Raw genomic sequence first — 23,430 nt, forward strand, 5'->3', positions numbered from 1 at the left:
ATGAAGAATTGTACATCGCACTTGCTGCGATGCTTTTTTCTTTGGTTCGTTTTTGTTTTCTCCCTTAGCGGCTTTTCTCAAACTGATCCAAAGGTCGGTTCCGAAATAGATACGACCTCGATTAAAATCGGGGAACAGATTCGGTTTACCGTTACCGTTGAAGCGGATACAATGGCTCAAGTCATTTTTCCGGAAGGGCAGACCTTCTCGCCCTTGGAGACCGTTGAGGCCTTTGAAACGGATACTACTAAGAAAAAAAATCGATTTACCCTGCAAAAGACATATGCGCTCACCCAATTTGATTCAGGTTCCTACAAACTTCCGGCCCAGCGCATAGAAATTAATGGCAAAGGTTATTTTACGGATTCCTTACGTATTGAAGTGGCCACAGTTCCGGTAGATACCGTAGCACAAAAAATGTACGACATCAAAGAATTGATGGTCGTGGAAAAAAACAATGCCCGCTTCTGGAAAATACTTATGATCGTCCTCTTGATATTGGTAGTGCTTGGTGGGCTTGTCTATTGGTTCATATTTCGCAAGAAACCATTGACCGAAGCCGAAAAAGAAGCTTTGTTGCCTCCGTATGACAGGGCTCTTTTGGAGTTGAAACGCTTGGAGAATTCCAAATACCTCATTCAGGACGAATACAAACAATACTACTCGGAATTGACCAATATCGTTCGGTCCTATTTGGAAGAAGATGTTCATGTCACCGCTTTGGAAAGTACAACGGATGAGCTTATTACAAAGTTGGAGATGTTGAAGGATGCCGGGGAGTTGAAAATAGACAATGATACCTTAGGGCATTTCAAAAAAATACTACAGACTGCCGATCTGGTCAAATTTGCTCGTTCAAAACCTCCTACCTCTGTAGCTGAGCAGGATAGAAAATCCATTGAGCAAATTGTCATAAAAACCCATGATGCACTCCCTGAACCTACTGAGGAAGAACTTATGGAGCAAGAAGAATACCAAGAAGAACTTGCCCGTAAGGCGTATCGCAAAAAGTGGATCTTAGCCGGTGGCATGGCTTTAGGGGCACTATTGATTTCCATAGCTTCCCTATCCGCTTTTTATGGCCCAAAATACGTTTGGGACACCGTTACAAGGCATCCTTCAAAAAAACTTTTGGAAGGTGAATGGATATCCAGCTCGTATGGATACCCTCCCATAAATTTGGAAGCTCCAAAAGTATTGGTCCGTCAAAAAACCAAGATTCCACCCGAAGCCAAGGACAAAGTTAAAGAGTTACAGACCTTTGCCTACAGAGATGAGGATGCGCTTTTTACCATAGCTGCCACTTCCACGAGCTTTACGCAACCTGCGGAACCAGAATTTGAAAAGACCATTGAACAGCTGATCAAAAACTTTGAGCGTAATGGCGCAAAAAATATAATCACCAAACAGGAAGAATTTACCACTATCAGCGGAATTAAAGGAATAAAGACCTATGGAAGCGGAAAATTCAAGGTCCCGGAATCCGAGGATTTGGTGAAGGGCGAATATGTAATTCTAAGTTTTGGGGGTAAAGGCTTTCAACAGCAGATTCTCCTAACTTGGTTGGATGATGATACCTATGCTCAAGAAATTGTGGATAGGGTATTAAAAACACTGGAAGTAAAAACAGAGGTATAGATGTTAGACAATGTGTCCTTTGCGAATCCCGAGTTTTTTTGGTTGCTCTCACTGCTTCCTTTGGCTCTTTTATGGTACTTTTTTAGACGAAAGCAACAGGTTGCCTCCCTAAAAATTTCCAGTATTAAGGGCTTCACGGTACATAGTATATTGCCTAAGTTAAGGCCTGCGCTTTTCGCCCTTCGTCTACTTGCGCTGGCCGCCATTATAGTTGCTATGGCACGCCCCCAAACCGAGGATATATCCACAAGAACCAAAACAACAAAAGGTATAGACATTGTCATGGCCATAGATGTTTCCTCAAGCATGTTGGCAAGGGACTTAAAACCAAATCGGCTTTCGGCCCTAAAGGAAGTGGCGGCGGATTTTATCAGAGAACGGCCCAATGATCGAATAGGCTTGGTAGCTTATGCCGGCGAGGGATATACCAAGACGCCCATTACCAGTGATAAATCCATAGTCTTAAGTGCATTGCGCGAAATTACTTATGGACAACTAAATGATGGAACTGCCATTGGTATGGGACTGGCTACGGCGGTAAATCGCCTAAAAGAGAGTAAGGCCATAAGCAAAGTGATTATATTGCTAACGGACGGGGTGAACAACTCCGGATTTATCGAGCCACAGACAGCTGCCGAGCTTGCCATAGAGTTTGGTATAAAAGCATATACCATAGGTTTGGGAACCAATGGCAATGCCTTGTCTCCAATTGCGTATAATTCGGATGGTTCATTTAGATATGGTATGCGTCAAGTGGAAATTGATGAAGACTTGCTCAATACTATTGCCAAGGCCACTGGGGGAAAATACTTTCGGGCCACCAACAACGAAAAGCTAGAGGCCATTTATGACGAAATCAACAAATTGGAAAAAACCGAAATAGAAGAGTTCAAATATTATAGGTACGAAGAAAAATTTAGGCCATGGGTTCTTTTGGCAGGGGCATTGCTTATAATGGAATGGATTTTACGAAATACCCTTTTTAGAAGCTTTATCTAGTAGTTGCAGGACCCGTCAGGTTTTTGAAACCTTTCGGTCTAAGCAGAATAATAAAAAATGATTCAGTTAGACGAAAAAATATACTTTTATCTCTTGTTCATCATTCCGGTGATGATCGTTCTATTCCTTATGCTGCAATTCTGGAAAAAAAGAACCCAGAAAAAATTTGCGGATCTGTCCTTGTTAAAACGATTGACCCCGGAAAAGTCAGACTTCAAGTCATACTTAAAATTATTGCTGTTCACCTTTGGCATCTCCTTTTTGGCTCTGGGGCTAGTGAACCCTAAAATTGGTTCAAAATTGGAGACCGTAAAGCGGGAAGGTGTGGATATCGTTTTTGCTGTCGATGTATCCAAGAGCATGTTGGCGGAGGACATTGCCCCAAACCGTTTGGAGAAATCCAAGCGGTTGGTATCCGAAATCATCAACCAATTGGCAAGTGACCGTATAGGTATTATAGCCTATGCAGGGCAGGCCTTTCCCCAATTGCCTATCACCACGGATTACGGTGCTGCAAAAATGTTCCTGCAAAATATGAACACGGATATGCTTACTTCCCAGGGAACGGCCATCAATGAAGCCATAGAGTTAGCCACTACCTATTACGATGATGACGAACAGACCAATAGGGTTTTGTTCATTATTTCCGACGGTGAGGACCATTCCGAGAATTCTACCCTGGAAGCGGTTGAGGAGGCCGTTGAAGAAGGCATACGTATTTTTACCATCGGGGTTGGTAAAGATAAAGGTGCCCCTATCCCCCTTAAGCGAAAAGGGGTTGTAGAAAGTTTAAAAAAAGATGCTCAGGGAGAGGTGGTCATCACCAAATTAAACGAAGAGATTTTGGAAGAGATATCGGATGAAGGCAACGGCGAATATATTAACGGTTCCAATACGGAAGAAGCTGTGGAATTTATTAGGGAACAATTGAACCAAATGGACAAGACCGAATTCGAAGCCAAACAATTTGCGGAATTCAAGGATCAATTTCAATGGTTTTTAGGGGCTGGATTGTTATTTTTATTTTTGGACATCTTTGTACTGGACAGAAAAACGAGATGGCTTAAAAAGTTGAATTTGTTCAATGAAAATGAAGAAGAACCAAGGTAACATGGTTCCAAAGCACTATTAAAGTTTTCTAAATCATAGGTTCTATGTTCTTTTTTCTGCTTTTTTTTATTTAATAAAAGTGAATATATAAAGTTATTATGAAGCATTTTTTGTCACATGTGTTTTTAGTTTTGGGAATGTTTTCCTTTGCCCAAGAGGAAAAACAAATTGATGAGAATGCCCTAAATGAATCTAAAAACCTTACTTGGGAAGCCAATAAAGAGCTTTCCGAAAATGATTTCATTACCGCAGAGGTAGATTATAGAAAGGCCATCTCCAAGAGCGATAAAAATGTAGCAGCGCCCTATAATTTAGGCAATGCTTACTATAACAAAGAAACGTATAGCGAAGCTTTTGGGCGTTTTAAACAAGCTGGGGAAGTTGCGGAAAACAAACCGGACAAACATAGGGCCTATCACAATATGGGTAATGTGTTCATGAAACGTAAAGAATACCAAAAAGCAGTGGAAGCTTATAAGGAAGCCTTACGGAACGACCCAACCGATGAGGAAACCCGTTACAATTTAGCCCTGGCCAAAGAACTTTTGAAAAAGGAGCAGGAGCAAAACGACCAGAATCAGGACAACAAAGATCAACAAGATCAGAATCAGGACAATAAGGACGAAGGGGACGATAAAGAAAAGAATAAAGATCAAGAACAGAAAGACCAGGATGATAAGGGAGACGAGGGTGATGAAAAAAAGGAAGATAATAAAGAAGGTGACGGGGAGAATAAGGAGGAACAAAAAAAACAGCCCGACCAAGGAGATAAGCCCGAAGAACAGCAACAACCACGTCCCAGTCAATTGAGCAAACAACAAGTACAAAACCTGTTGGAAGCTATGCAGAACGAGGAGAAAAAAGTACAGGAAAAAATTGACGCCAAAAAGGTAAAAGGCGCCAAAGTGAAAAATGAAAAGGATTGGTAATGCCCAAAAACTTTAAACATATTTCATTTTTATTTTTTTTAAGTGCAGTCTTTGTTGTACAAGGCCAGGATAAGGATGCAGTAACTTTTGAAATGATTCTCAGCAAGGAAAAATTGGGAATCAACGAGCGCTTGCGTGTAGACTTCAAAATGAACAAAGATGGGGACAACTTCAATCCGCCTGATTTTGAGGATTTTAGGGTGCTCATGGGGCCGTCCCAATCTATAAGCTCCTCTTGGATCAATGGTAAACGGAGTTATTCCAAAACCTATTCCTATACCTTGGCACCAACGGCTCGGGGAAAGTTTACGATAAAACAAGCTACCATTATAATTGATGGCAAAACCTATAAATCACTTCCAAAGCAAGTTGAAGTAACGGCTGCCGTGGACAAACCCAGCGATCAGATGACCGTTGATGATATTGCCGATGAGAGTTTGTTTTTGGTAGCAGAGGTTTCCAAGACCAGTCCATATCTAAATGAACCCCTAAGCGTTGTCTACAAATTATATTTTAGTTCCACAATCGGTATTACCAACTACAGACCGTTGGATAATCCAAAATATAACAACTTCTGGAGTCAGGATATTCCGGTTTCCAGGCCTGTACCACAAAATGGGACCTACAAAGGAAAAGCCTTTAGATATGTAGTACTGAAAAGAGTGGTGCTCTATCCGCAAAAGGTAGGCAAATTGGAGATTGAACCCCTATCTTTGGAAGTTTCCTTGGAAGTGCCTACAAATAAACGTGGTTTCTTTGGGGACCGTATTTACTCACAGGCCAACAAGAACGTTTCGGCGGGGAGACGCACCATAAATGCGAAAGAGCTACCTGTTGAAGGGAGACCTGCAGATTTTAGCGGTGCCGTCGGAAGCTTTGATTTTTCAGTATCTACCAGTAAGACCAAACTGAATGCCTCGGAATCCCTACAAGCCAAAGTAGAGGTCAGTGGAAAGGGAAATCTAAAACTGTTCCAATTACCCGAACCCGACCTCCCTAGCTCATTGGAAGTATATGAACCAGAATTTGACGAAAAGGTTCGTACCACGCTTTCCGGAATGCAGGGTAAGGTTAGTAACAACTACATAATAGTCCCCTCGTTTAAAGGTAAATATCCCATTCCGAGCATTTCCTTTAGTTATTTTGATCCCAAGACCGAAAAATATAGAAGACTGGATTCGGATGAAATACTTATTGATGTCATTCAAGGTCCGACCGGTATAGCTGCCGGAAATATTGGGGTCGTTGGAACAAATAAACAAAACGTTATCGCTACAGGAAGTCAGTTTAACTTTATAAAACTTAAACCCGATCTAAAGGTCATTGGCACTGATTATTTTTTTGGGTCCACACGCTTTTACCTCTGGTTATTATTACCCCTTTTATTGATTCCCTCCGCGGTGATTTTTGGAAAAAAACGTGAGGCCATAGCAAGCGATGTTATTGGGAATAGGATAAAAAGTAGAAATAAGTTGGCAAAAAAATATCTTTCCAAAGCCAAAAAGGAATTAGGAAACAAAGATGATTTTTATATTGCCCTTGAAAAAGCTTTGCATCATTATTTAAAAGCCAAGCTTAAAATAGAGACCTCGGAATTCAGTAAGGATAAAATAGAGGCTTTGTTAGCTCAAAAAAATGTGGATGAAACCACCAAGGACGGCTTTATTGGACTACTCACAAACTGTGAAATGGCTCGTTACAGCCCTTTCTCGGATGTACAGATGCACCAGGATTATAATAAGGCCAGCGAAGTAATCTCATATTTGGACAAACAATTATAATGCGGATGAAAAGATGGGCAAGCCTAATACTACTATGGACCGGTCTTTGGTCATATGCACAAAATGAGGCCATTTTCGAGCAAGCCACATCAGCCTATAATGATGGAGATTACGAGAAGGCCATAAACCATTATTTGGAAATTTTGGATAATGGGGAACACTCGGCGTCGCTTTATTTTAACCTGGGCAATTCATATTACAAAATCAATCAAATTGCACCCAGCATATATTACTATGAAAAAGCACTGCTTTTAAAGCCCAATGACCCGGAAATACGGAATAATCTCGCCTATGCCCAAAACATGACGTTGGACGCAATTGAGAAAATGCCACAAACAGGATTTTCAAAAATTTATGGCAAGATAACCGGATTTTTGTCCTTTGATCAATGGGCTATCTCTGCGGTTGTATTTACAATTCTCTTTGTTGCCCTGTACATAGCATTCTTTTATTTTAGATACGCGTCCCGTAAGCGCATCGCTTTTATCTCTGGTATAATTTCTCTTATCGTTGCCCTAATTTCCATGGTCTTTGCCTTTGTTCAATACAATGATTTCAGGAAGGATAGGCCTGCTATCGTATTTTCGGAGGAAGTAATCATAAAATCAGAACCGAACAACAGAAGCCAAGAAGTATTTACTTTACATGAAGGGACAAAAATCCATGTCCTGGATTCCCTTAACGAATGGAAAAAGATACGTATTGAGGATGGGAAAACGGGATGGCTCATGGATACGGACATTAAGATGCTCAAGGATTTTTAAACTTTCCTTAACAATCTAGCAATAGCATTACTATTATATTTGTCTTAACGACCACCAAGATGAAGATTTTTGCCCGTACACTAATGCTTTCCATATGGCTATTTGGCATACTCATGCCAAGTGTGGTTACCTTAACCGGAGATGACTCGGTAATCGTTATCAACCTAAATGAGGAAGAGCAACAGGAAGGCACTAAAAAAATACAGGCCGAAGAGGATATTATAAACGACAAGCCCTATAATTTTTCTTCGCTAATGGCACAATCAGAAACATGGACGGCCCGGACGCACAATTCCTTGGGCCCTAATGATTTTAACTTGGAAATTCTCCTCCCTCCTCCTGAACGCAAGAACTAAAATTTCTTCTTTCAGCATATTACATTTAATACCTAATAACCGGTCTTCGATATGTATTGAGGACACAACATCTTAAAGAACATGTTCAATCATCTAAAAAATGACTTGCCCGCCAGTATTGTAGTTTTTTTTGTGGCCATTCCTCTTTGTCTTGGTATTGCCCTGGCGAGTGGAGCACCCTTATTTTCAGGTCTTATTGCGGGTATTATAGGTGGTACGGTAGTTGGTGCCTTAAGCGGATCCCAAATTGGAGTAAGTGGTCCTGCGGCCGGTTTGGCGGCTATTGTTCTTACGGCCATAGGCGCTTTGGGCGGTTTTGAGAATTTTTTGCTCGCCGTAGTACTCGGTGGGTTCATTCAGTTGGTCTTCGGGTTTTTGAAGGCGGGTATCATAGGTTATTATTTCCCTTCTTCAGTTATTAAGGGTATGCTTACGGGTATCGGGATTATTATAATACTAAAACAAATTCCTCATTTTTTTGGTTACGACCCCGACCCAGAGGGCGATTTTGCCTTTTTCCAGGTGGATGGGAAAAATACTTTTTCCGAAATTTTCGATACTTTCAACAATATTAGCCCTGGAGCTACATTAATTGCCATTATAGGGCTTTTTATCTTAATACTTTGGGACAATGTCCTTTCCAAAAAAGGTAAATTTTTCAAGTTAGTACAGGGGCCTCTGGTGGCCGTTGTAACAGGAATAGTTTTTTATATACTGACCAAGGACAGTGAAATCTGGGGAATAGCTACGGATCATTTGGTAAGTGTTCCCGTGCCCGAGGATGCCTCGTCCTTTCTGGCGCAGTTCAGTTTTCCGAATTTTGGTGAAATCGGAAATCCAGAGATATGGGTAACCGCATTCACCATAGCATTGGTTGCCAGTCTGGAAACCCTGCTATGTGTAGAAGCCACGGATAGATTGGATCCCGAAAAAAGGGTTACACCCACCAATAGGGAATTGTTGGCCCAGGGTACAGGTAATATCCTTTCGGGAATGATCGGCGGTTTACCTATTACACAGGTTATCGTAAGAAGTTCCGCCAACATACAATCTGGCGGAAAAACAAAAATGTCCGCAATAATACATGGTCTTTTGTTATTGGTTTCGGTGATACTAATTCCTAGATTGCTTAATATGATTCCGCTTTCGGTATTGGCCGCAATTCTTTTTATTGTAGGCTACAAGCTGGCAAAACCTGCGTTGTTTAAAAAGATGTACAATTTGGGTTGGAAACAGTCGATTCCATTTTTTGTAACCGTATTGGGTATCATATTTACCGACTTGCTTGTGGGAATTGGTCTTGGGCTAGGCGTGGGTATCGTGGTTATTTTATTAAAAAGCTATCAAAATTCACATTTTCTACATATTGAGGATAAGAGTAATGGAAAACACAAGATTAAAATGACCCTTGCCGAGGAAGTTACATTCTTCAACAAAGGGGCTATCCTAAAAGAGTTGGACAGCCTGCCAAGGGATACCTATTTAGAGATAAATCTTCTTAACACCAGATACCTGGACAATGACATTATTGAAATTTTGGAAGATTTTGCATTCAAGGCCAAGGAAAGGAATATTGACATAAAGTTGGTCTCAAAACGAGGCACAGTAGAAAACCCCTCCAGTTTTATCGAATTCTTTGAAAGAAGACCAAAGTCAAACTTAAGTTTGAGCTGAACGTCATGAAAAAAAAACAGTATAAAATCGTCGTTCTCTCGGATTTGACCAAGTCTTCGGCCACAATACTAAAGAGTGCCGTTAGCATCGCCAAGATGATCAATGGACGAATAGAAGTGTTTTCCGTAAAAAAACCTACCGATATTGTAAAGATGGACAATCAATTATCGGCCATGCGAACCATTAATAGTGAACACAAGACCATAAATAAGAAAATGCGAAATCTTGCGGATTCTCTTTCCGAAGCGTACGATATACGCATTACCTATTCGTTCGGGTTCGGGAATGTAAAAAACGAAATCGAAGAGTATCTTATAGATCAAAAGCCGGATTTGGTTATATTGGGCAAGAGAAAATCGAAAACGTTCAACCTTATGGGTGATGGTATTACGGATTTCATCTTAAATCGGCACAGTGGGGCAATAATGATTGTACCTCATATTAAGCCGCTAGAACCCAATAAAGAAGTTACCTTGGGGATGTTAAATAACCCGGACCCTTCTAATAATCTTGAGTTTGCGGAAGATTTAATGCAGTACGCCCATAAACCCTTAAAATCGTTTACAATTGTAAAGAACACCTCATCACCCTCTAAACAACCTTTACCAGAGAACCGGAAGACAATTGAATACGTTTTTGAGTATAGCGACAATATTATCAAAAACTTTTCCACTTATCTGTCCAAAAACAATATTAATCTATTATGTATGGATAGATTAACGAAGCATTCCAGTACAACAAGTCATCTAACGACTTCCGATGTTAAAGAAGTAATGGGAAAATTGAATGTTTCACTTTTAATATCGGGTGAGTAAAAACCTAAGCATAACAATTGAGCTTAATAAACAAATAAAGCGCAATTTTTAAAACCACATTATTATGAAAGCGCATACGAAGGAAACACAATCGGCCATTTCACCAGATTCGGCCATATCCTTGTTAAGAGAAGGCAATAAGAGATTTTTAGAAAACAAGAAGGCGAATCGCGATTTGTTGGAGCAGGTTCGGGATACAGCTTCTGGGCAATATCCATTTGCCACGATCCTAAGCTGTATCGATTCAAGGGTGTCGGCGGAATTGATCTTTGATCAAGGCGTCGGAGATATATTCAGTGCCCGCGTAGCGGGAAATATAGTTAATGAAGATGTTCTGGGCAGTATAGAATTTGCCTGCAAACTAGCAGGTACAAAGGTAGTCGTCATCTTGGGCCATACCGCTTGCGGTGCTGTTAAGGGGGCCTGTGATGATGCCAAAATGGGCAACCTTACAATTCTTTTGAACAAAATAAAGCCTGCTGTTAAAGCAGTAACAGAACCTGCCGAGGCCGACCTTCGCAGTTCAAAGAACTTGGGCTTCGTAAATGAAGTAGCCGAAAAAAACGTACAACTGACCCTTGAAAATACCCGTAGGATGAGTCCTATCTTGAGGGAAATGGAGGAAAATGGAGAGATAAAGATAGTAGGGGCAATGTACGATGTGCTCAATGGAAAGGTGACGTTTATAGCTTAGAAATAATGTTGTTAGGGGCAAGCCAGCACTTGAGTGTTGGCTTTTTATTTATAAAAAAATTCTACCTTGGCCGTTCCAAAAGCTAGGTGTATTTATGAAAAAACTATTTGTTAATCTTAAGGGTGACCTTTTTGGTGGAATAACTGCTGGAATTGTTGCCTTGCCCTTGGCCTTGGCGTTTGGTGTAAGCTCGGGCCTTGGTCCAAGCGCCGGACTTTATGGTGCGATTTTCATTAGTTTTTTTGCCGCTCTTTTTGGGGGTACAAACACACAAATATCTGGACCTACAGCCCCGATGACCGCCGTAAGCATGGTCATAATCGCAAATATAATTGCGGTCTATGACGGTAGCGTAGAAAAAGCATTACCTGCTATTTTAACGGTATTCTTGCTAGCGGGACTTATGCAGATCGGGCTTGGATTATTAGGGATAGGCCGTTATATTAGGTACATTCCTTATCCAGTGGTATCCGGATTCATGACCGCTATTGGGGTAATCATTATCATAACCCAAATACTTCCGGCCTTGGGGTACTACCCCAGGGAAGATATGGCATGGGTAACTCCTTTTAAGCCAGAGGCAGAGGAGCTCATCTTGGAAAATATCTTAAGGGAAGAAGCTGGTGAAGGTATTTTGGTGTTGGAAGATTTCAAGGAAACCATTGCAAGATCGGGCGAAGTTACCGAAGAAACTATCTTGGAAGAGGCTAAAACATTGGCTGCAAAGGAAGCCTCGGGGGTTATTGGTGCCATCAAAGTAACACCAAAGGCCATAAAAAATATAAATTGGTTAGAGTTGTCTTTGACATTGATAACCATTGTAATTATTTATGGTTTTAAGCGCATCACTACTGCCATTCCAAGTACCCTAGTTGCCTTATTACTGGTTTCTGGTGTAGCTTATGTACTTGGTTTGGATTATAGACCTATTGAAAGAATCCCGGAAGGGTTTCCCATTCCAAATTGGGAGGTTTTCACAGGGTTTAAATTTGGGGCCATTAGTCCGTATATTTTTACCGCGCTCACTTTGGCCCTATTGGGAGCAATAGATTCCTTGTTGACCTCGGTAGTCGCTGACAATATGACCAAAACCAAACATAAACCCAACAAGGAATTGGTTGGGCAAGGCATAGGAAATTCCATAGCTGCTATTTTTGGAGGGCTTCCAGGAGCTGGTGCCACAATTCGGACCGTTGTAAATATCAACTCCGGTGGGCAAACCAGACTTTCCGGGATGGTTGCCGCAGTGTTACTATTGATCGTTCTATTGGCTATGGGGCCCATTGCCTCTCAGATTCCAGCGGCAGTTTTAGCTGGAATTTTAATTACCGTAGGCATTGCCGTAATGGACTATAAAGGTTTAAGAGCTATTCCTAATTTGCCCAAGGATATTAAGATAGGTCCTTTAAAATTAAGTTCAGAAGTGGTCATAATGCTTGTGGTATTGGTTTTATCCACTTTTTGGAATTTAGTCTATGCCGTAGGAATTGGTTTGGTTATCGCATCGCTTACGTTCATGAAAAAGATAGGTGATCTTACCGCCGAACGTTCTGACATAAAATCCTTGGAAAAAGAGAAAGCTTGGGCCGATGAAAGTAGTTTTCCCAGAAACCTTCAAGAGGAAGTATTCATAAAGCATATCAAAGGACCTTTGTTTTTTGGTTCGACAAATGATTTTCAACTATTGGCCGATCAGATTCCGGAAACGGCATCCTATGTAATCATCCGGTTGGACAGAATGCAATATATGGATCAGTCCGGTCTCTATGCCATGGAAGATGTATTACAGGAACTTAACAAGAACAAGGTCACTGTTCTTTTTGTCGATTTGCAGCAACAGCCAAGGTACATGATGGAGCGTATTGATATCATTCCTGACTTTATCCCCGAAGAACAAATATTCGACAACTTTAAGGAATGTAACGCTTGGATAAAACAGCATGTACAGGACATCTATTGATTCATAGTGCATTTTAAAGCACGGTTTTTATTTGCCTCGTACCCCATTTGCTATCCATAAAATCTTAATTTTGCATTTCTAGTCCAAAAAAAATGATCGATAAAATCAAGGAACAGATTGAAGAAGTCGAAAAGTTTACGACAGATTCAAAAGAAGCCATTGAAGCTTTTAGAATAAAATACTTGGGCAAAAAAGGATTGTTGAACGATTTCTTTGCTGAATTCAAGAATGTCCCCAATGCACAAAAAAAAGAATTTGGACAAACTGTAAATACGCTAAAACAGGTCGCCACGGAAAAAGTAAATACCCTAAAGGAAGCGTTGGAAAACAAGCAGGAGGAAAAAGGTATTTACGGGGATCTTACTCGGCCAGGGGAGCCCATTCCACTTGGCGCACGCCACCCCATATCCATTGTTAAAAATCAAATCATAGAGATTTTTTCAAGAATAGGCTTCAACGTTTCCGAAGGTCCGGAAATTGAGGATGATTGGCACAATTTCACCGCTCTGAATCTTCCTGAATACCATCCGGCAAGGGATATGCAGGATACATTTTTCATCCAGACCGATCCAGACATTCTTTTACGGACCCACACCTCGTCCGTACAGGTACGTTACATGGAAAACAACAAACCTCCCATTCGGACTATCTCCCCGGGAAGAGTCTATAGAAACGAAGCTATTTCGGCTCGCTCACATTGTTTTTTCCACCAAGTGGAGGGATTATATATTGATAAGGACGTGTCCTTTGCGGACTTAAAACAGACATTACAATTTTTCACGACAGAACTATTCGGAAAGTCCAAAATACGGCTACGTCCCTCCTATTTCCCATTTACCGAACCCAGTGCAGAGGTAGATGTATATTGGGGCCTGGAAACGGAAACCGATTATCGAATGACCAAGGGAACGGGCTGGTTGGAGATTATGGGTTGTGGGATGGTAGATCCGAATGTACTGGATAATTGTGGTATTGATTCCAAGGAATACTCAGGTTTTGCCTTTGGGATGGGAATTGATAGAATTGCCCTTTTACTCTATCAAATTTCCGATATTCGCTTATTAAGCGAGAATGACATACGTTTTTTGGAGCAGTTTAAGAGTGCGCTATAAATTGTTCTACCTTCACACCACAACACCTGTCTTTCTAAATACATATTATTTTTTGCAATACCCTTATCGTAGAGGAAAGCCCTTGGCCGCCCACCACGGATGCATTTCAATGACCAATCGTCCGGATTTTACCATAGGGTCCATATTGGCCAAGCTATCGGCAATCTCCAGGGTAGGGGTGTTATAAATGGTAATCCCGCGGATTTCTCCATCATCTCCAAAAGGACCCGAAATATCCGCATGTCCCTCTTCATACATCTTTCCTAAATGGGCCAAATGTAGCGTTTGCAAGCTGTCCATCTCCTCCTTGTTGGATGAACGATTGGGTCCCCGTTTTAAAAAGGCGATAAAATATTGTTGCATGATGACCGTGTCCTTGGTTTCTTCATCTACATAATCAAAGATTTTATATCCCTTGTCAGTCAGCTCCTCCTTGATTTCCCTTGTGGACCTTTTTATCTTTTCCTCTACAGGTTCAGTAGTTTCATTAGGAGCTTCGGCCTTCCCCTTACAAGCACCAAGTAGTATGAGAACAAAGAGCACTACAGCGTATTTTTTCATTTCTCCCAAGTATTAAAAGGTTGTTTGCTTAATTGTGAATTATAGTATCTTATCTCTCCGGTAACCTCTTTTCCGAGCCATTCCGGTATTTCAAAGATGTCTTTTTCGTTCTGTAATTCAATCTCCGCCATTACCAATCCGGCATTCTCTCCATGAAACTCATCCACCTCAAAAAAATGGCTTCCGGAAGGAATCTTGTATCGGGTTTTTTCCAATATCCTTGGTTCACATAAAAGTATAAGCTCCTCGGCTTCCTTCAGTGTAATTTCCTTTTCCCATTCAAAACGGGAAGTTCCGGTTTCATTGGAAAGTCCTTTTACGGTCAAGTATCCAAAATCACCATCGATTCGAACACGTACCGTACGTTCTGGATGGGTATTTAAAAAACCTTGGACTAATCTTGTTGAGGTAGTAGCCTTTTTCTTAAAAGCATCCGATTTAACCAGGAATTTTCGTTCTATCTCTAGTGCCATGGAACATCCGTGATTTCCTAAAAATAATCAAATCCAATGGGCTATGGAAAAGTTGGCCTACATTCTTGTCCTGGATCACTTTTAAGTGATTCCATTTTAGTGCTAAATATTGGGCAGATCATTTTTTACTTGATTCCAGAAATGAATATTGAACAACTGGGCACTACCCAGTATCGCAGCATCCTCCATGAGCAAGGATATTTCAAAATTAATGTTGAGTCCTGCACTTTGTATTCTGGATTTTAGCGTAGGCAGGAAAAATCTACTGGCATGGGAAATATTGCCCCCTAGGACCAATAATTGGGGGCGGAATTTTTGAATAAAAGGTATCATAAACTCGGCCATATTGGCACCGAATTCCTCAAAAACAATTTGTGTATGAATATTGTTGGCCTCTGCAATTTCCTTTACCCCTTTTACTTTTTCCAAGGAAAGTTCTTGATATCGTTTTATGCACCATCGCGTAGAGAAATAATCATCTCCAATGCCATTTCTAAAGGGTTTGTCCCATAAACATCCATCCTTGGGGACCTCGGTATGGTTCACTTGGGGAATTCCATCCTTAACAAATGCCGAACCAAAACCTGTGCCCAAGGTAATTACGATAATTTTAGGATATTGTTTCGCACTTACCTGGGTGGCGACCCCAACACCAAAGGAAGTAGCATCATTGAGAAATCTGAAATTCACGTTTTCGCTATCCAGATATCGTATCAACTCCTTGGGAACGGATACCCCATACATATTGGTGTATTTGTCATTTTCTCCTTCATAAAGGGCAATACCTCTGTCATAATCAAAGGGCCCGGGAATTGCAAAACCTATATTCACGTTTTTTTTATCAGGAATACGGGAAATGGTCTTGTTAATAGCAGTACTCCAAGTTTCCAATACCACCTCCTTTGTAGCCTTATTATCCACTTTAACGCTAAAGGTCGTTCCAGGCAGAATCCGTAGTTTCTTTAAGTTTACCGCGGCGCTTACAATATGGCTTCCCCCGACATCTACTCCAATGGCAATTTCATTTTTCATTTCTATTTTTTTCATCTCCTTCTGTACTATTTTCCCGTGCCCGTTAGATATTCGTAATCCAGAATATGTGCGTCCCAACAAAAATAAGATAAGGATTATAAATTCTTGTACTCCTTCGATTCTCTAATTTACCATGACTCTACAAAAGTTCATATGGCTTGCCACCCTCTTTGTGTTGTTTGAAACTTTATAAAGTTTTACCACTAGGGATTGCTTAAAGCACCTAAGATTCCATTGACAACCTAATAGCATTAAGCTATAGCCTTTTATGAATAATGGATTCCAACTACCAATATCTTTTATAGCCCATTCCATACCATATGCCTTTAACGTTCTGTAAAATTGTTTCCATCTATTTGGACATAAACTGTCCAAAATCACCCCTACTTTTTGGCCAATTAGTTTTTGCATGGCTAAACCGAACAAGCTAACTGCCCATAGGTTCTATGACCATCTTTAATTGTTGACTTTAACCAAGAGACCCTTAATTTTGTGATATGCCCGAGGAAATCTCTTTGCGAAAAATAATCCATGTTGATATGGATGCTTTTTATGCTTCCGTGGAGCAATTGGATAATCCAGAGCTTAAGGGAAAACCTATTGCCGTTGGCGGAAGTTCCCGAAGAGGCGTTGTGGCAGCGGCCAGTTACGAAGCTCGTAAATTTGGCGTCCGTAGCGCAATGAGCAGTGTATTGGCTAAACGGAATTGTCCAGAACTCATTTTTGTAAAAGCCCGATTCGATCGATACAAGGAAATCTCAAATAGTATCCGTACCATCTTTTTTGAATATACGGACTTGGTAGAGCCGCTTTCCTTAGATGAGGCCTATTTGGATGTTACCCACAATAAAAAGGGGAATCCGTCCGCCACCTTGATCGCCCAAGAAATCCGCCAACGAATCCTTGAGGAAACAGGTTTAACGGCATCAGCTGGAATATCCATAAACAAATTCATTGCTAAGGTGGCCAGTGATATAAACAAGCCCAATGGTCAAAAGACCATAAATCCGGAGGAGGTCATTCAATTTTTAGAGGATTTGGAGATCCGAAAGTTTTACGGGGTAGGCAAGGTTACCGCAGAGAAAATGTATAAGTTGGGAATTTTTACAGGCAAGGACCTCAAACAGAAAACACTGGAGTTTTTGGATTCAAACTTTGGAAAAAGTGGAAGTCACTACTACCATGTGGTACGCGGAATCCATACTAGTGAGGTTAAGCCGCACCGTATTCCAAAATCGGTAGGAGCGGAACGCACTTTTAGCGAAAACCTGAGTAGCGAAATCTTTATGTTGGAGCGCCTGGAACATATTGCAGATGAACTGGAACGAAGGTTAAAGAAATCCAATATCGCAGGAAAAACCATAACGCTGAAAATAAAATATAGCGATTTTACCCTTCAGACCCGTAGCAAAACACTTCCTTATTTCATCGCAGATAAGATATTGATTCTTGAAATGGCAAAAGAATTACTGTATCAGGAGGAGTTACAGAATTCCGTACGCCTATTGGGCATCTCACTGGCAAATCTGAATACGGAAGACAAAAAAGCCGAGCCCAGGGAAAATTCGGTTTCCATACAGTTAAAGTTTGATTTTTAATTGATTATAGACTTTTACTAATAAACATTTTGGCAAAAACAGACAGACTTGTTCATTTTTTAATATATTTGACCTGTGAAGCATTCGGAAATAAAACAACATATTATTAACACGGCATCCGACCTGTTCTATGCCAATGGCTACAACGCTACGGGTATAAATGAAATTATAGCCAAGGCAGGCATTGCCAAGGCAACCTTATACAATCATTTTAGAACCAAAGACGACATCTGCATCGCTTATCTAAAATACAAACACACCTATTTCATGGTAGCTTTGCGTAATTACATTGAAGGGAAACCCAAAGGGAAATTCCAACTATTGGGAATTTTCGACTTCTTAAAGGAGTTTTATCGGGAAGCTTCTTTTAACGGTTGTTGGTGTATAAGAACGGTTGCAGAAATCCCAGCGGAAAATGTGGAAATCCGAAATGAAATTCAAAATCAGAAACAAGAGTTGTTGACCTTTTTAAGGGAAGTTGTTACCAACAACATTCAAAATCTTTCAAATGCCGAGGCCGAAAAAATAACCAATGGATTATATCTATTATATGAAAGTGCCGTTAGCGAAAGCCACTTACACCAAAGTGATTGGCCGATTTATTCGGCAAGGGACGTCGGAGCTCAATTGATAGCTTAAAAAAAATTTAATTTTAACCAGACAGACTTGTCTGTCTATTACTAATCCTATATAAATATATATGATGTCAAATTTTCAAAACAAAACAGCAATTGTAGTCGGTGGTACCAGCGGTATAGGCCAAGCGACCACCAAAATCCTAGTCCAAGCAGGGGCTATTGTGCATGTAGTTGGCCGTAGTGCCGATATACTCTCAGGCACCAAAGGTATTGTTCCCCACAAAGTGGATATAACCAATGTAGAAGAAGTAGATACGTTGGTTGCCAAAATAGATGAAATGCCTGGCCTGGACTATTTGGTAAATGCATCTGGAGTGTTCGGCCCCAAACCCTTTTTGGAACACAACAAAGCGGATTACGATTCCTATCTTAATCTAAACAAAGGGTTTTTCTTTATTACCCAAGCTGCTGCCAAGAAGATGAAAGCCACTGGCGGGGGCTCAATTGTTAATGTGGGTTCCATGTGGGCGAAACAATCCGTTAAGGCAACACCATCATCGGCCTATTCCATGCAAAAAGCAGGCCTTCATAGTCTTACCCAACATTTGGCCATGGAACTGGCGGATAATCAGATACGGGTTAACGCTGTTTCCCCAGCAGTAGTGCAAACACCGGTATATGACTCGGTTTTCGGAAGTCGTGAAAAAGCGGAAAAGGCTTTGGAAGGATTTAATGGTTTCCATCCGATAGGCAGAAATGGCAAGGCAGAAGATGTAGCCAAAGTAATTATCTTTTTGCTCTCGGACGATGCGGCCTGGGTAACTGGAGCCATTTGGGACACCGATGGCGGGGTAATGGCAGGTAGAAATTAATACAGTAAAAAGGCCCGATAAGTTTTTAAAAACCTATCGGGCCTACACCACTTAAACCAAACCTAAATTATTGCACAATTAATGTGTTATCCGTTGCTGTTGGGTTCATCGGACAGAAATATACATACTCTCCTTTTTCCAGGACCGTAGGATTGGATTGTTGTTTTTCACCTGTTTTTACTACCTCGGTCACATAGGCAGTCTTGATATGATTTTCGGGTTTGCTAACGTCCATCCCTTTTTTCACCAAAACAAAACCCACATCATGCCCTACTCCCTTATTGGATATTTCAAAGACATAGGTACCCGCCGGAACGGACAATTGCTTTTGGGTGAATTCCCCTGGAGTTTGTTCCAAAGCAATTGTTTTTGTGGACTCTTTCATCATTTTGTCTTGGGCGGTCATTGAAAATACCAAGCCGATTGCAAATACTACTGTCGTGATTACTTTTTTCATGATTTTTGTTTTTTTCATTCCCAAAAAGGGAATCTTTTGATTATACTTCGTTTTTTATTCAATATTATTTATGCTCTAAACTTATGCTCCTACTGCTTCAAGTGGTCTAGCAACTGGAAAATCCACAGGTACTTGAGTGGTTTTATGCAAATAGTTGCTGATTGTCTTATCACCGACCAAGACAATGGTATCGATTAAGTTTTCTTTAGTCCAGCCTGCATTCAAGAAATTTTCGACGACTTCTTCGTCCGTACCACCCCTATTCTCAGTGATGTTTTTGGCCAAACGGGCCAAAGCATCCAATTTATTGTCGAATGAAGCGTATCCAGCCCTTAGCTCAAGAATCTGCTCATCCGTAAATCCGTTCATCTTTCCAATGGCCGTATGGGCAGATAAACAATAGATACAATTGTTTACTTCGCTGACCGCTAGATTAACCACCTCTTTTTCTTTGGACTTTAAGGAAGTCTTTGCATTTTGTAATGCCAAATAGTTGCCCAATGCATTTTCTGAATGTGCATAGGTAGCGTAGAGGTTAGGTACAAAGCCTACGGCTTTTTCCAAGTTGTCAAAAATTGCCTGATTATTGGCACTTATTTCTTCTCTTTTAGGTACATTAAATGTGCTCATGATTTTACATTTTTAGGTCACTCTCCAGGAATGACGGTTATTACTTATTTATCTAGTATTAAATTTGTTTAAGGGATTTCTCCGTATCACAATAGAAATCGTGATGCTGCTTTTGTTCACAGTGCGTTTTCGCATTTATCGTATTCAGTACAGGTTTTTTAGGCTGACGGAATATTTCAATAAGATTGAAAAGGGAAGTCTGTTTGCTGATCATCTTTCGCTGTTTTTTAATTACATTACAAAGATGCGACGTAAAAAGGGGGTGGGGTTAGGAAGAATTGCCCGGCTGCTTGTAGAAATTTCCCTTTATAGAGAAATCGTGTTTGTTTCCCTATACTTCGTTGGAGACTGACCTATCATTTTTTTGAAGAACCGGCTAAAATGGGCAGGGTCGTTAAACCCGAGTTCATAGGCAATCTCTTGATTCTGCTTATCCGTAAAATTGATAAGTCGTTTGGCTTCCAAGGCCAAACGATCCAAAATAATCTGTTGGGGCGATTTTTGATTGTAGATGGCAAACAAATTGGACAATGTCTTCGGAGATTTGTACAGCATGTCCGCATAATCGCTCACCTTTCTTTTGGTTTTATAATGGGTATCCACCAACACGTTAAATTTGCGGACCACATCAATCTGCTCGTTATCCAATTTTTTGACAATATGTTGTTCCTTGGCCAAACGGGTACAAATAATTATCAAACGTTTCAACAACATCTGAAGCATATCGCCCTGAATATTATCTGGCGTGGAAAATTCCTCAACAAACACCTGGTACAACAAATTAAATTTAGGTTTCTGATCATCCGGAATGGAAATTATGGGGATGTCCTGTGTGCCAAAGAACAAAATTCCATTACAGGAAACCTCTTTATCATGATCCCGGATACAATAGAACTCCCGATTAAAAAGAAAAGCGGTAATTGGAATTTCTGCTTTTTCATAGGAAACGTGTTGAAGATATGTTGTTGTCATCAATTGATTAGGAAGGAGTTCAAAAGCAATTCCATCTACCTCAACGGTAACAGGGTTCTCGTTCATGTTCCATAGAACATTAATATTCCCGGTACGGACCGAAAACTGATCTTTTGTATGCTTAATATCATTAGTCAGTCCAAAAAGCGAACCGATTTTAGGGTCATGAAACTCAAACTTCATCCTTTGATTTTGTGCGATAATGCACTGTTAGTCCCTTTTTTTTGTTCATCCTTACGAGAGCTAAAGTGCTTTAAAAGAAGTATTTATTAAACAAAAATGTTAATGGGGCCCATAAATTTTTAACCCTTAAAGGGTTTTTGTAGTATTGATTTGAAATTGTTCTTTATCGGTTTTAAGATAAGGTATTTAAGCATTACTTAAACATGGACGAAATCAAAAATTACGATGCGGCGGCGCATAAGTTCTATAACTCTCAAGTTATATCCAGTCTACCGCTAATTTCATGGGACTTCCATGCTACACATTTCCAAAAAGTCTGTAAGGACCATGCGGATGTGTTCCAACTTAAAAAGCTGGCCCAAATCAATAAGTGGTCAACCCCTTTGGAATTGGATGACAAATTGATACAAGAGGATTATGTTATCGTGGTGACCGATAGCCATTTAAAAATTGTGCACGCCACCCAAAACATCCTGGAAATGAATGGATATATGCCTAAGGAAATTATAGGTAAAAAACCTAAAATGTTCCAAGGTAAGGATACGTGTATGCAAACCTCTGAGGAAATAAGACTGGCGGTAAGACAACGAAAACCGTTTGAGGCCGTAGTGCTAAATTATAGAAAAAATGGTTCTTCGTATAAATGCTGGATCAAAGGGGAACCCATATATAATATATACGGTGAAGTAGTGAACTTCATTGCATATGAAAAAGAAGTTGCCTAAGTGTAGTTCTGTTCAAATAAAAACCCCAGGACAGGTTCCCTGGGGTTTTTTCTTTTTTATAACCATCGTTTCACTTAAAAACTACACGTTTCAATTTCGGTAACCCGCAATGTATTTACCATTCCTTTGTCCTTAATGGGCATGGCCGCCAAACTAATGAGCATGTCCCCGGTATCCAAAAATCCTTTTTGACAGGCAATTTTGTTTACATCTTCTATGGTCTCGTCCGTAGACACATACTTATCATAATAGAACGCCTTTACCCCCCATAGTAAATTCAACTGGGTCAAGATTCGCTCGTTGGAGGTAAAGACCAGTATATGGGCACCAGGTCGCCAAGCAGAAATCTGAAAGGCGGTGTATCCACTGTTGGTCAAGGTAGAAATAGCCTTAGCCTTTATCTCATTGGCCATAATCGCCGCATGGTAGCAGACAGATTTTGTAATATATCGTTTTGTGCGGATATGTGGTGGCTCCTGAGGTACTTGTATAAGTTCCGATCCTTCCACACTCTGCAATATGCTGGACATCTTTTGAATTACCTGAACGGGATAGTTTCCCACAGAGGTTTCACCGGAAAGCATTACCGCATCCGCCCCGTCCATAACGGAATTGGCCACATCGTTCACTTCCGCCCGGGTCGGGGTAAGGCTGGTTATCATGGTCTCCATCATCTGGGTTGCAATGATTACCGGAATCCGTGCTCGCTTGGCCCGTAAAACTAATTGTTTCTGTATTAATGGAACTTCTTGGGCCGGCACTTCCACCCCAAGATCACCCCTGGCCACCATTAGGCCGTCGCAGTAGGAAACAATTTTATCAATATTCTCTACCGCTTCCGGTTTTTCGATTTTAGCAATAATCGGGATTTTGTGTTCGGAATGTTCCTTAATCAAATTTTGAAGGTCAATTAAATCCTGGCTAAAACGAACGAACGAAAGTGCTATCCAATCTACCTCCTGTGATACAGCAAAAATGGCATCTTTAATGTCTTTCTCGGTAAGCGCGGGAAGGGAGATGTTCGTATTCGGCAAATTCACTCCTTTTTTGGATTTTAACGGCCCGCCTTGAACCACTTTCGCCTTTACCTCATCTTTTCTGTTTGATGATAGAACCTCAAAAATCAATTTCCCGTCGTCCAACAAAATCCGTTCCCCGGGATTCACATCTTTTGGAAAAGTCTCATAGTTCATGTACACTCTTTCCATAGTGCCTTCAAAAGGCTTTCCGGTAACAAAAGTAATTTCGTCTCCCGGCGCAACTACTACTTCACCGGCCATAACCCCTACCCTAAGTTTTGGGCCCTGTAAATCCCCAAGTATGGATATGTTGGTGTGAAGCTCTTTGTTCAGTTCCCTTATCATTTGAATACGTTCCTTAACGTCCTTATAATCGGCGTGGGAAAAGTTTATCCTGAAGACATCTACGCCGGCTTCGATCATTTTTTTAAGTACTTCCTTTTTGCTCGTTGCCGGACCTAGAGTGGCTACTATCTTTGTCTTTTTCTTTCCTGGCAT

Annotated in this window: 23 protein-coding genes; 16 read left to right on the forward strand and 7 right to left on the reverse strand. The window is 40.7% G+C overall.

Features of this window, described 5'->3' with window-relative positions; genetic code table 11:
- From ACP2AF_RS04035 to pheS, 12 genes are all read left to right on the forward strand, one after another.
- A complete protein-coding gene (locus ACP2AF_RS04035; RefSeq protein WP_425234960.1) occupies window positions 1-1,638 on the forward strand; it encodes a BatD family protein in 1,638 nt (545 codons plus the stop codon).
- Window positions 1,639-2,637 carry a vWA domain-containing protein gene (locus ACP2AF_RS04040; protein ID WP_425234961.1) on the forward strand — a complete coding sequence of 333 codons (999 nt, stop codon included), beginning with the start codon at window positions 1,639-1,641 and terminating at the stop codon, window positions 2,635-2,637.
- 57 nt (window positions 2,638-2,694) lie between these two features.
- Entirely contained in the window at window positions 2,695-3,747 is a 1,053-nt protein-coding gene (locus tag ACP2AF_RS04045) for a vWA domain-containing protein (protein WP_425234962.1), read from the forward strand.
- A 98-nt stretch (window positions 3,748-3,845) separates the two neighbouring features.
- Window positions 3,846-4,676, forward strand: a complete 831-nt coding sequence (locus ACP2AF_RS04050; protein WP_425234963.1) for a tetratricopeptide repeat protein — start codon at window positions 3,846-3,848, stop codon at window positions 4,674-4,676.
- Window positions 4,676-6,457, forward strand: a complete 1,782-nt coding sequence (locus ACP2AF_RS04055) for a BatD family protein (protein WP_425234964.1) — start codon at window positions 4,676-4,678, stop codon at window positions 6,455-6,457. The genes ACP2AF_RS04050 and ACP2AF_RS04055 overlap by 1 nt, the downstream gene beginning before the upstream one ends.
- A 5-nt stretch (window positions 6,458-6,462) precedes the next feature.
- The gene (locus ACP2AF_RS04060) at window positions 6,463-7,221 is read left to right on the forward strand and encodes a tetratricopeptide repeat protein (RefSeq protein ID WP_425234965.1); all 759 of its coding nucleotides are present in this window, start codon (window positions 6,463-6,465) and stop codon (window positions 7,219-7,221) included.
- Window positions 7,222-7,280: 59 nt separating this feature from the next.
- Window positions 7,281-7,577: a hypothetical protein gene (locus tag ACP2AF_RS04065; RefSeq protein ID WP_425234966.1), complete on the forward strand. Its 297-nt coding sequence runs from the start codon at window positions 7,281-7,283 to the stop codon at window positions 7,575-7,577.
- Window positions 7,578-7,658: 81 nt separating this feature from the next.
- Window positions 7,659-9,251 carry a SulP family inorganic anion transporter gene (locus ACP2AF_RS04070; protein ID WP_425234967.1) on the forward strand — a complete coding sequence of 531 codons (1,593 nt, stop codon included), beginning with the start codon at window positions 7,659-7,661 and terminating at the stop codon, window positions 9,249-9,251.
- A 5-nt stretch (window positions 9,252-9,256) separates the two neighbouring features.
- On the forward strand, window positions 9,257-10,066 hold the full coding sequence (locus ACP2AF_RS04075) for a universal stress protein (protein ID WP_425234968.1): 810 nt from the start codon (window positions 9,257-9,259) through the stop codon (window positions 10,064-10,066).
- A gap of 64 nt (window positions 10,067-10,130) precedes the next feature.
- A complete protein-coding gene (locus ACP2AF_RS04080) occupies window positions 10,131-10,760 on the forward strand; it encodes a carbonic anhydrase family protein (RefSeq protein WP_425234969.1) in 630 nt (209 codons plus the stop codon).
- 94 nt (window positions 10,761-10,854) lie between these two features.
- On the forward strand, window positions 10,855-12,720 hold the full coding sequence (locus tag ACP2AF_RS04085; protein WP_425234971.1) for a SulP family inorganic anion transporter: 1,866 nt from the start codon (window positions 10,855-10,857) through the stop codon (window positions 12,718-12,720).
- 92 nt (window positions 12,721-12,812) lie between these two features.
- The gene (gene pheS, locus ACP2AF_RS04090; RefSeq protein ID WP_425234972.1) at window positions 12,813-13,832 is read left to right on the forward strand and encodes a phenylalanine--tRNA ligase subunit alpha; all 1,020 of its coding nucleotides are present in this window, start codon (window positions 12,813-12,815) and stop codon (window positions 13,830-13,832) included.
- 63 nt (window positions 13,833-13,895) lie between these two features.
- Here pheS and ACP2AF_RS04095 read toward each other — a convergent pair whose 3' ends face one another.
- From ACP2AF_RS04095 to ACP2AF_RS04105, 3 genes are all read right to left on the reverse strand, one after another.
- Complete coding sequence (locus ACP2AF_RS04095) at window positions 13,896-14,393, reverse strand: YciI family protein (RefSeq protein ID WP_425234973.1); 498 nt, start codon at window positions 14,391-14,393, stop codon at window positions 13,896-13,898.
- Window positions 14,390-14,866 (reverse strand): CYTH domain-containing protein, encoded by a 477-nt coding sequence (locus ACP2AF_RS04100; protein WP_425234974.1) that lies wholly within the window; start codon window positions 14,864-14,866, stop codon window positions 14,390-14,392. The genes ACP2AF_RS04095 and ACP2AF_RS04100 overlap by 4 nt, the downstream gene beginning before the upstream one ends.
- A 102-nt stretch (window positions 14,867-14,968) precedes the next feature.
- Window positions 14,969-15,913 carry an ROK family protein gene (locus tag ACP2AF_RS04105; protein WP_425234975.1) on the reverse strand — a complete coding sequence of 315 codons (945 nt, stop codon included), beginning with the start codon at window positions 15,911-15,913 and terminating at the stop codon, window positions 14,969-14,971.
- A 482-nt stretch (window positions 15,914-16,395) separates the two neighbouring features.
- Here ACP2AF_RS04105 and dinB point away from each other — a divergent pair, with 482 nt between their 5' ends.
- The 3 genes from dinB (at window position 16,396) to ACP2AF_RS04120 (ending at window position 18,946) form a co-directional block, all read left to right on the forward strand.
- Complete coding sequence (gene dinB, locus ACP2AF_RS04110; RefSeq protein WP_425234976.1) at window positions 16,396-17,496, forward strand: DNA polymerase IV; 1,101 nt, start codon at window positions 16,396-16,398, stop codon at window positions 17,494-17,496.
- 75 nt (window positions 17,497-17,571) lie between these two features.
- The gene (locus tag ACP2AF_RS04115) at window positions 17,572-18,135 is read left to right on the forward strand and encodes a TetR/AcrR family transcriptional regulator (RefSeq protein WP_425234977.1); all 564 of its coding nucleotides are present in this window, start codon (window positions 17,572-17,574) and stop codon (window positions 18,133-18,135) included.
- 61 nt (window positions 18,136-18,196) lie between these two features.
- Window positions 18,197-18,946: an SDR family NAD(P)-dependent oxidoreductase gene (locus tag ACP2AF_RS04120; RefSeq protein WP_425234978.1), complete on the forward strand. Its 750-nt coding sequence runs from the start codon at window positions 18,197-18,199 to the stop codon at window positions 18,944-18,946.
- A 67-nt stretch (window positions 18,947-19,013) separates the two neighbouring features.
- Here the strand turns inward: ACP2AF_RS04120 and ACP2AF_RS04125 are convergent, their stop codons facing one another.
- From ACP2AF_RS04125 to ACP2AF_RS04135, 3 genes are all read right to left on the reverse strand, one after another.
- Window positions 19,014-19,403 carry a cupredoxin domain-containing protein gene (locus tag ACP2AF_RS04125; RefSeq protein ID WP_282161884.1) on the reverse strand — a complete coding sequence of 130 codons (390 nt, stop codon included), beginning with the start codon at window positions 19,401-19,403 and terminating at the stop codon, window positions 19,014-19,016.
- An 81-nt stretch (window positions 19,404-19,484) separates the two neighbouring features.
- Window positions 19,485-20,033 (reverse strand): carboxymuconolactone decarboxylase family protein, encoded by a 549-nt coding sequence (locus tag ACP2AF_RS04130; protein WP_425234979.1) that lies wholly within the window; start codon window positions 20,031-20,033, stop codon window positions 19,485-19,487.
- Window positions 20,034-20,339: 306 nt separating this feature from the next.
- Window positions 20,340-21,188, reverse strand: coding sequence for a helix-turn-helix domain-containing protein (locus tag ACP2AF_RS04135; protein WP_425234980.1), 849 nt, complete (start codon window positions 21,186-21,188; stop codon window positions 20,340-20,342).
- A 203-nt stretch (window positions 21,189-21,391) separates the two neighbouring features.
- On the opposite strand from ACP2AF_RS04135, the gene ACP2AF_RS04140 reads away from it, so the two are divergent.
- Entirely contained in the window at window positions 21,392-21,913 is a 522-nt protein-coding gene (locus ACP2AF_RS04140) for a PAS domain-containing protein (RefSeq protein ID WP_425234981.1), read from the forward strand.
- 74 nt (window positions 21,914-21,987) lie between these two features.
- On the opposite strand, the gene pyk is transcribed toward ACP2AF_RS04140, so the two are convergent.
- On the reverse strand, window positions 21,988-23,430 hold the full coding sequence (gene pyk / locus ACP2AF_RS04145) for a pyruvate kinase (protein ID WP_425234982.1): 1,443 nt from the start codon (window positions 23,428-23,430) through the stop codon (window positions 21,988-21,990).

The organism is Ulvibacterium sp. (genome assembly GCF_965248315.1).
GTDB lineage: Bacteria > Bacteroidota > Bacteroidia > Flavobacteriales > Flavobacteriaceae > Ulvibacterium.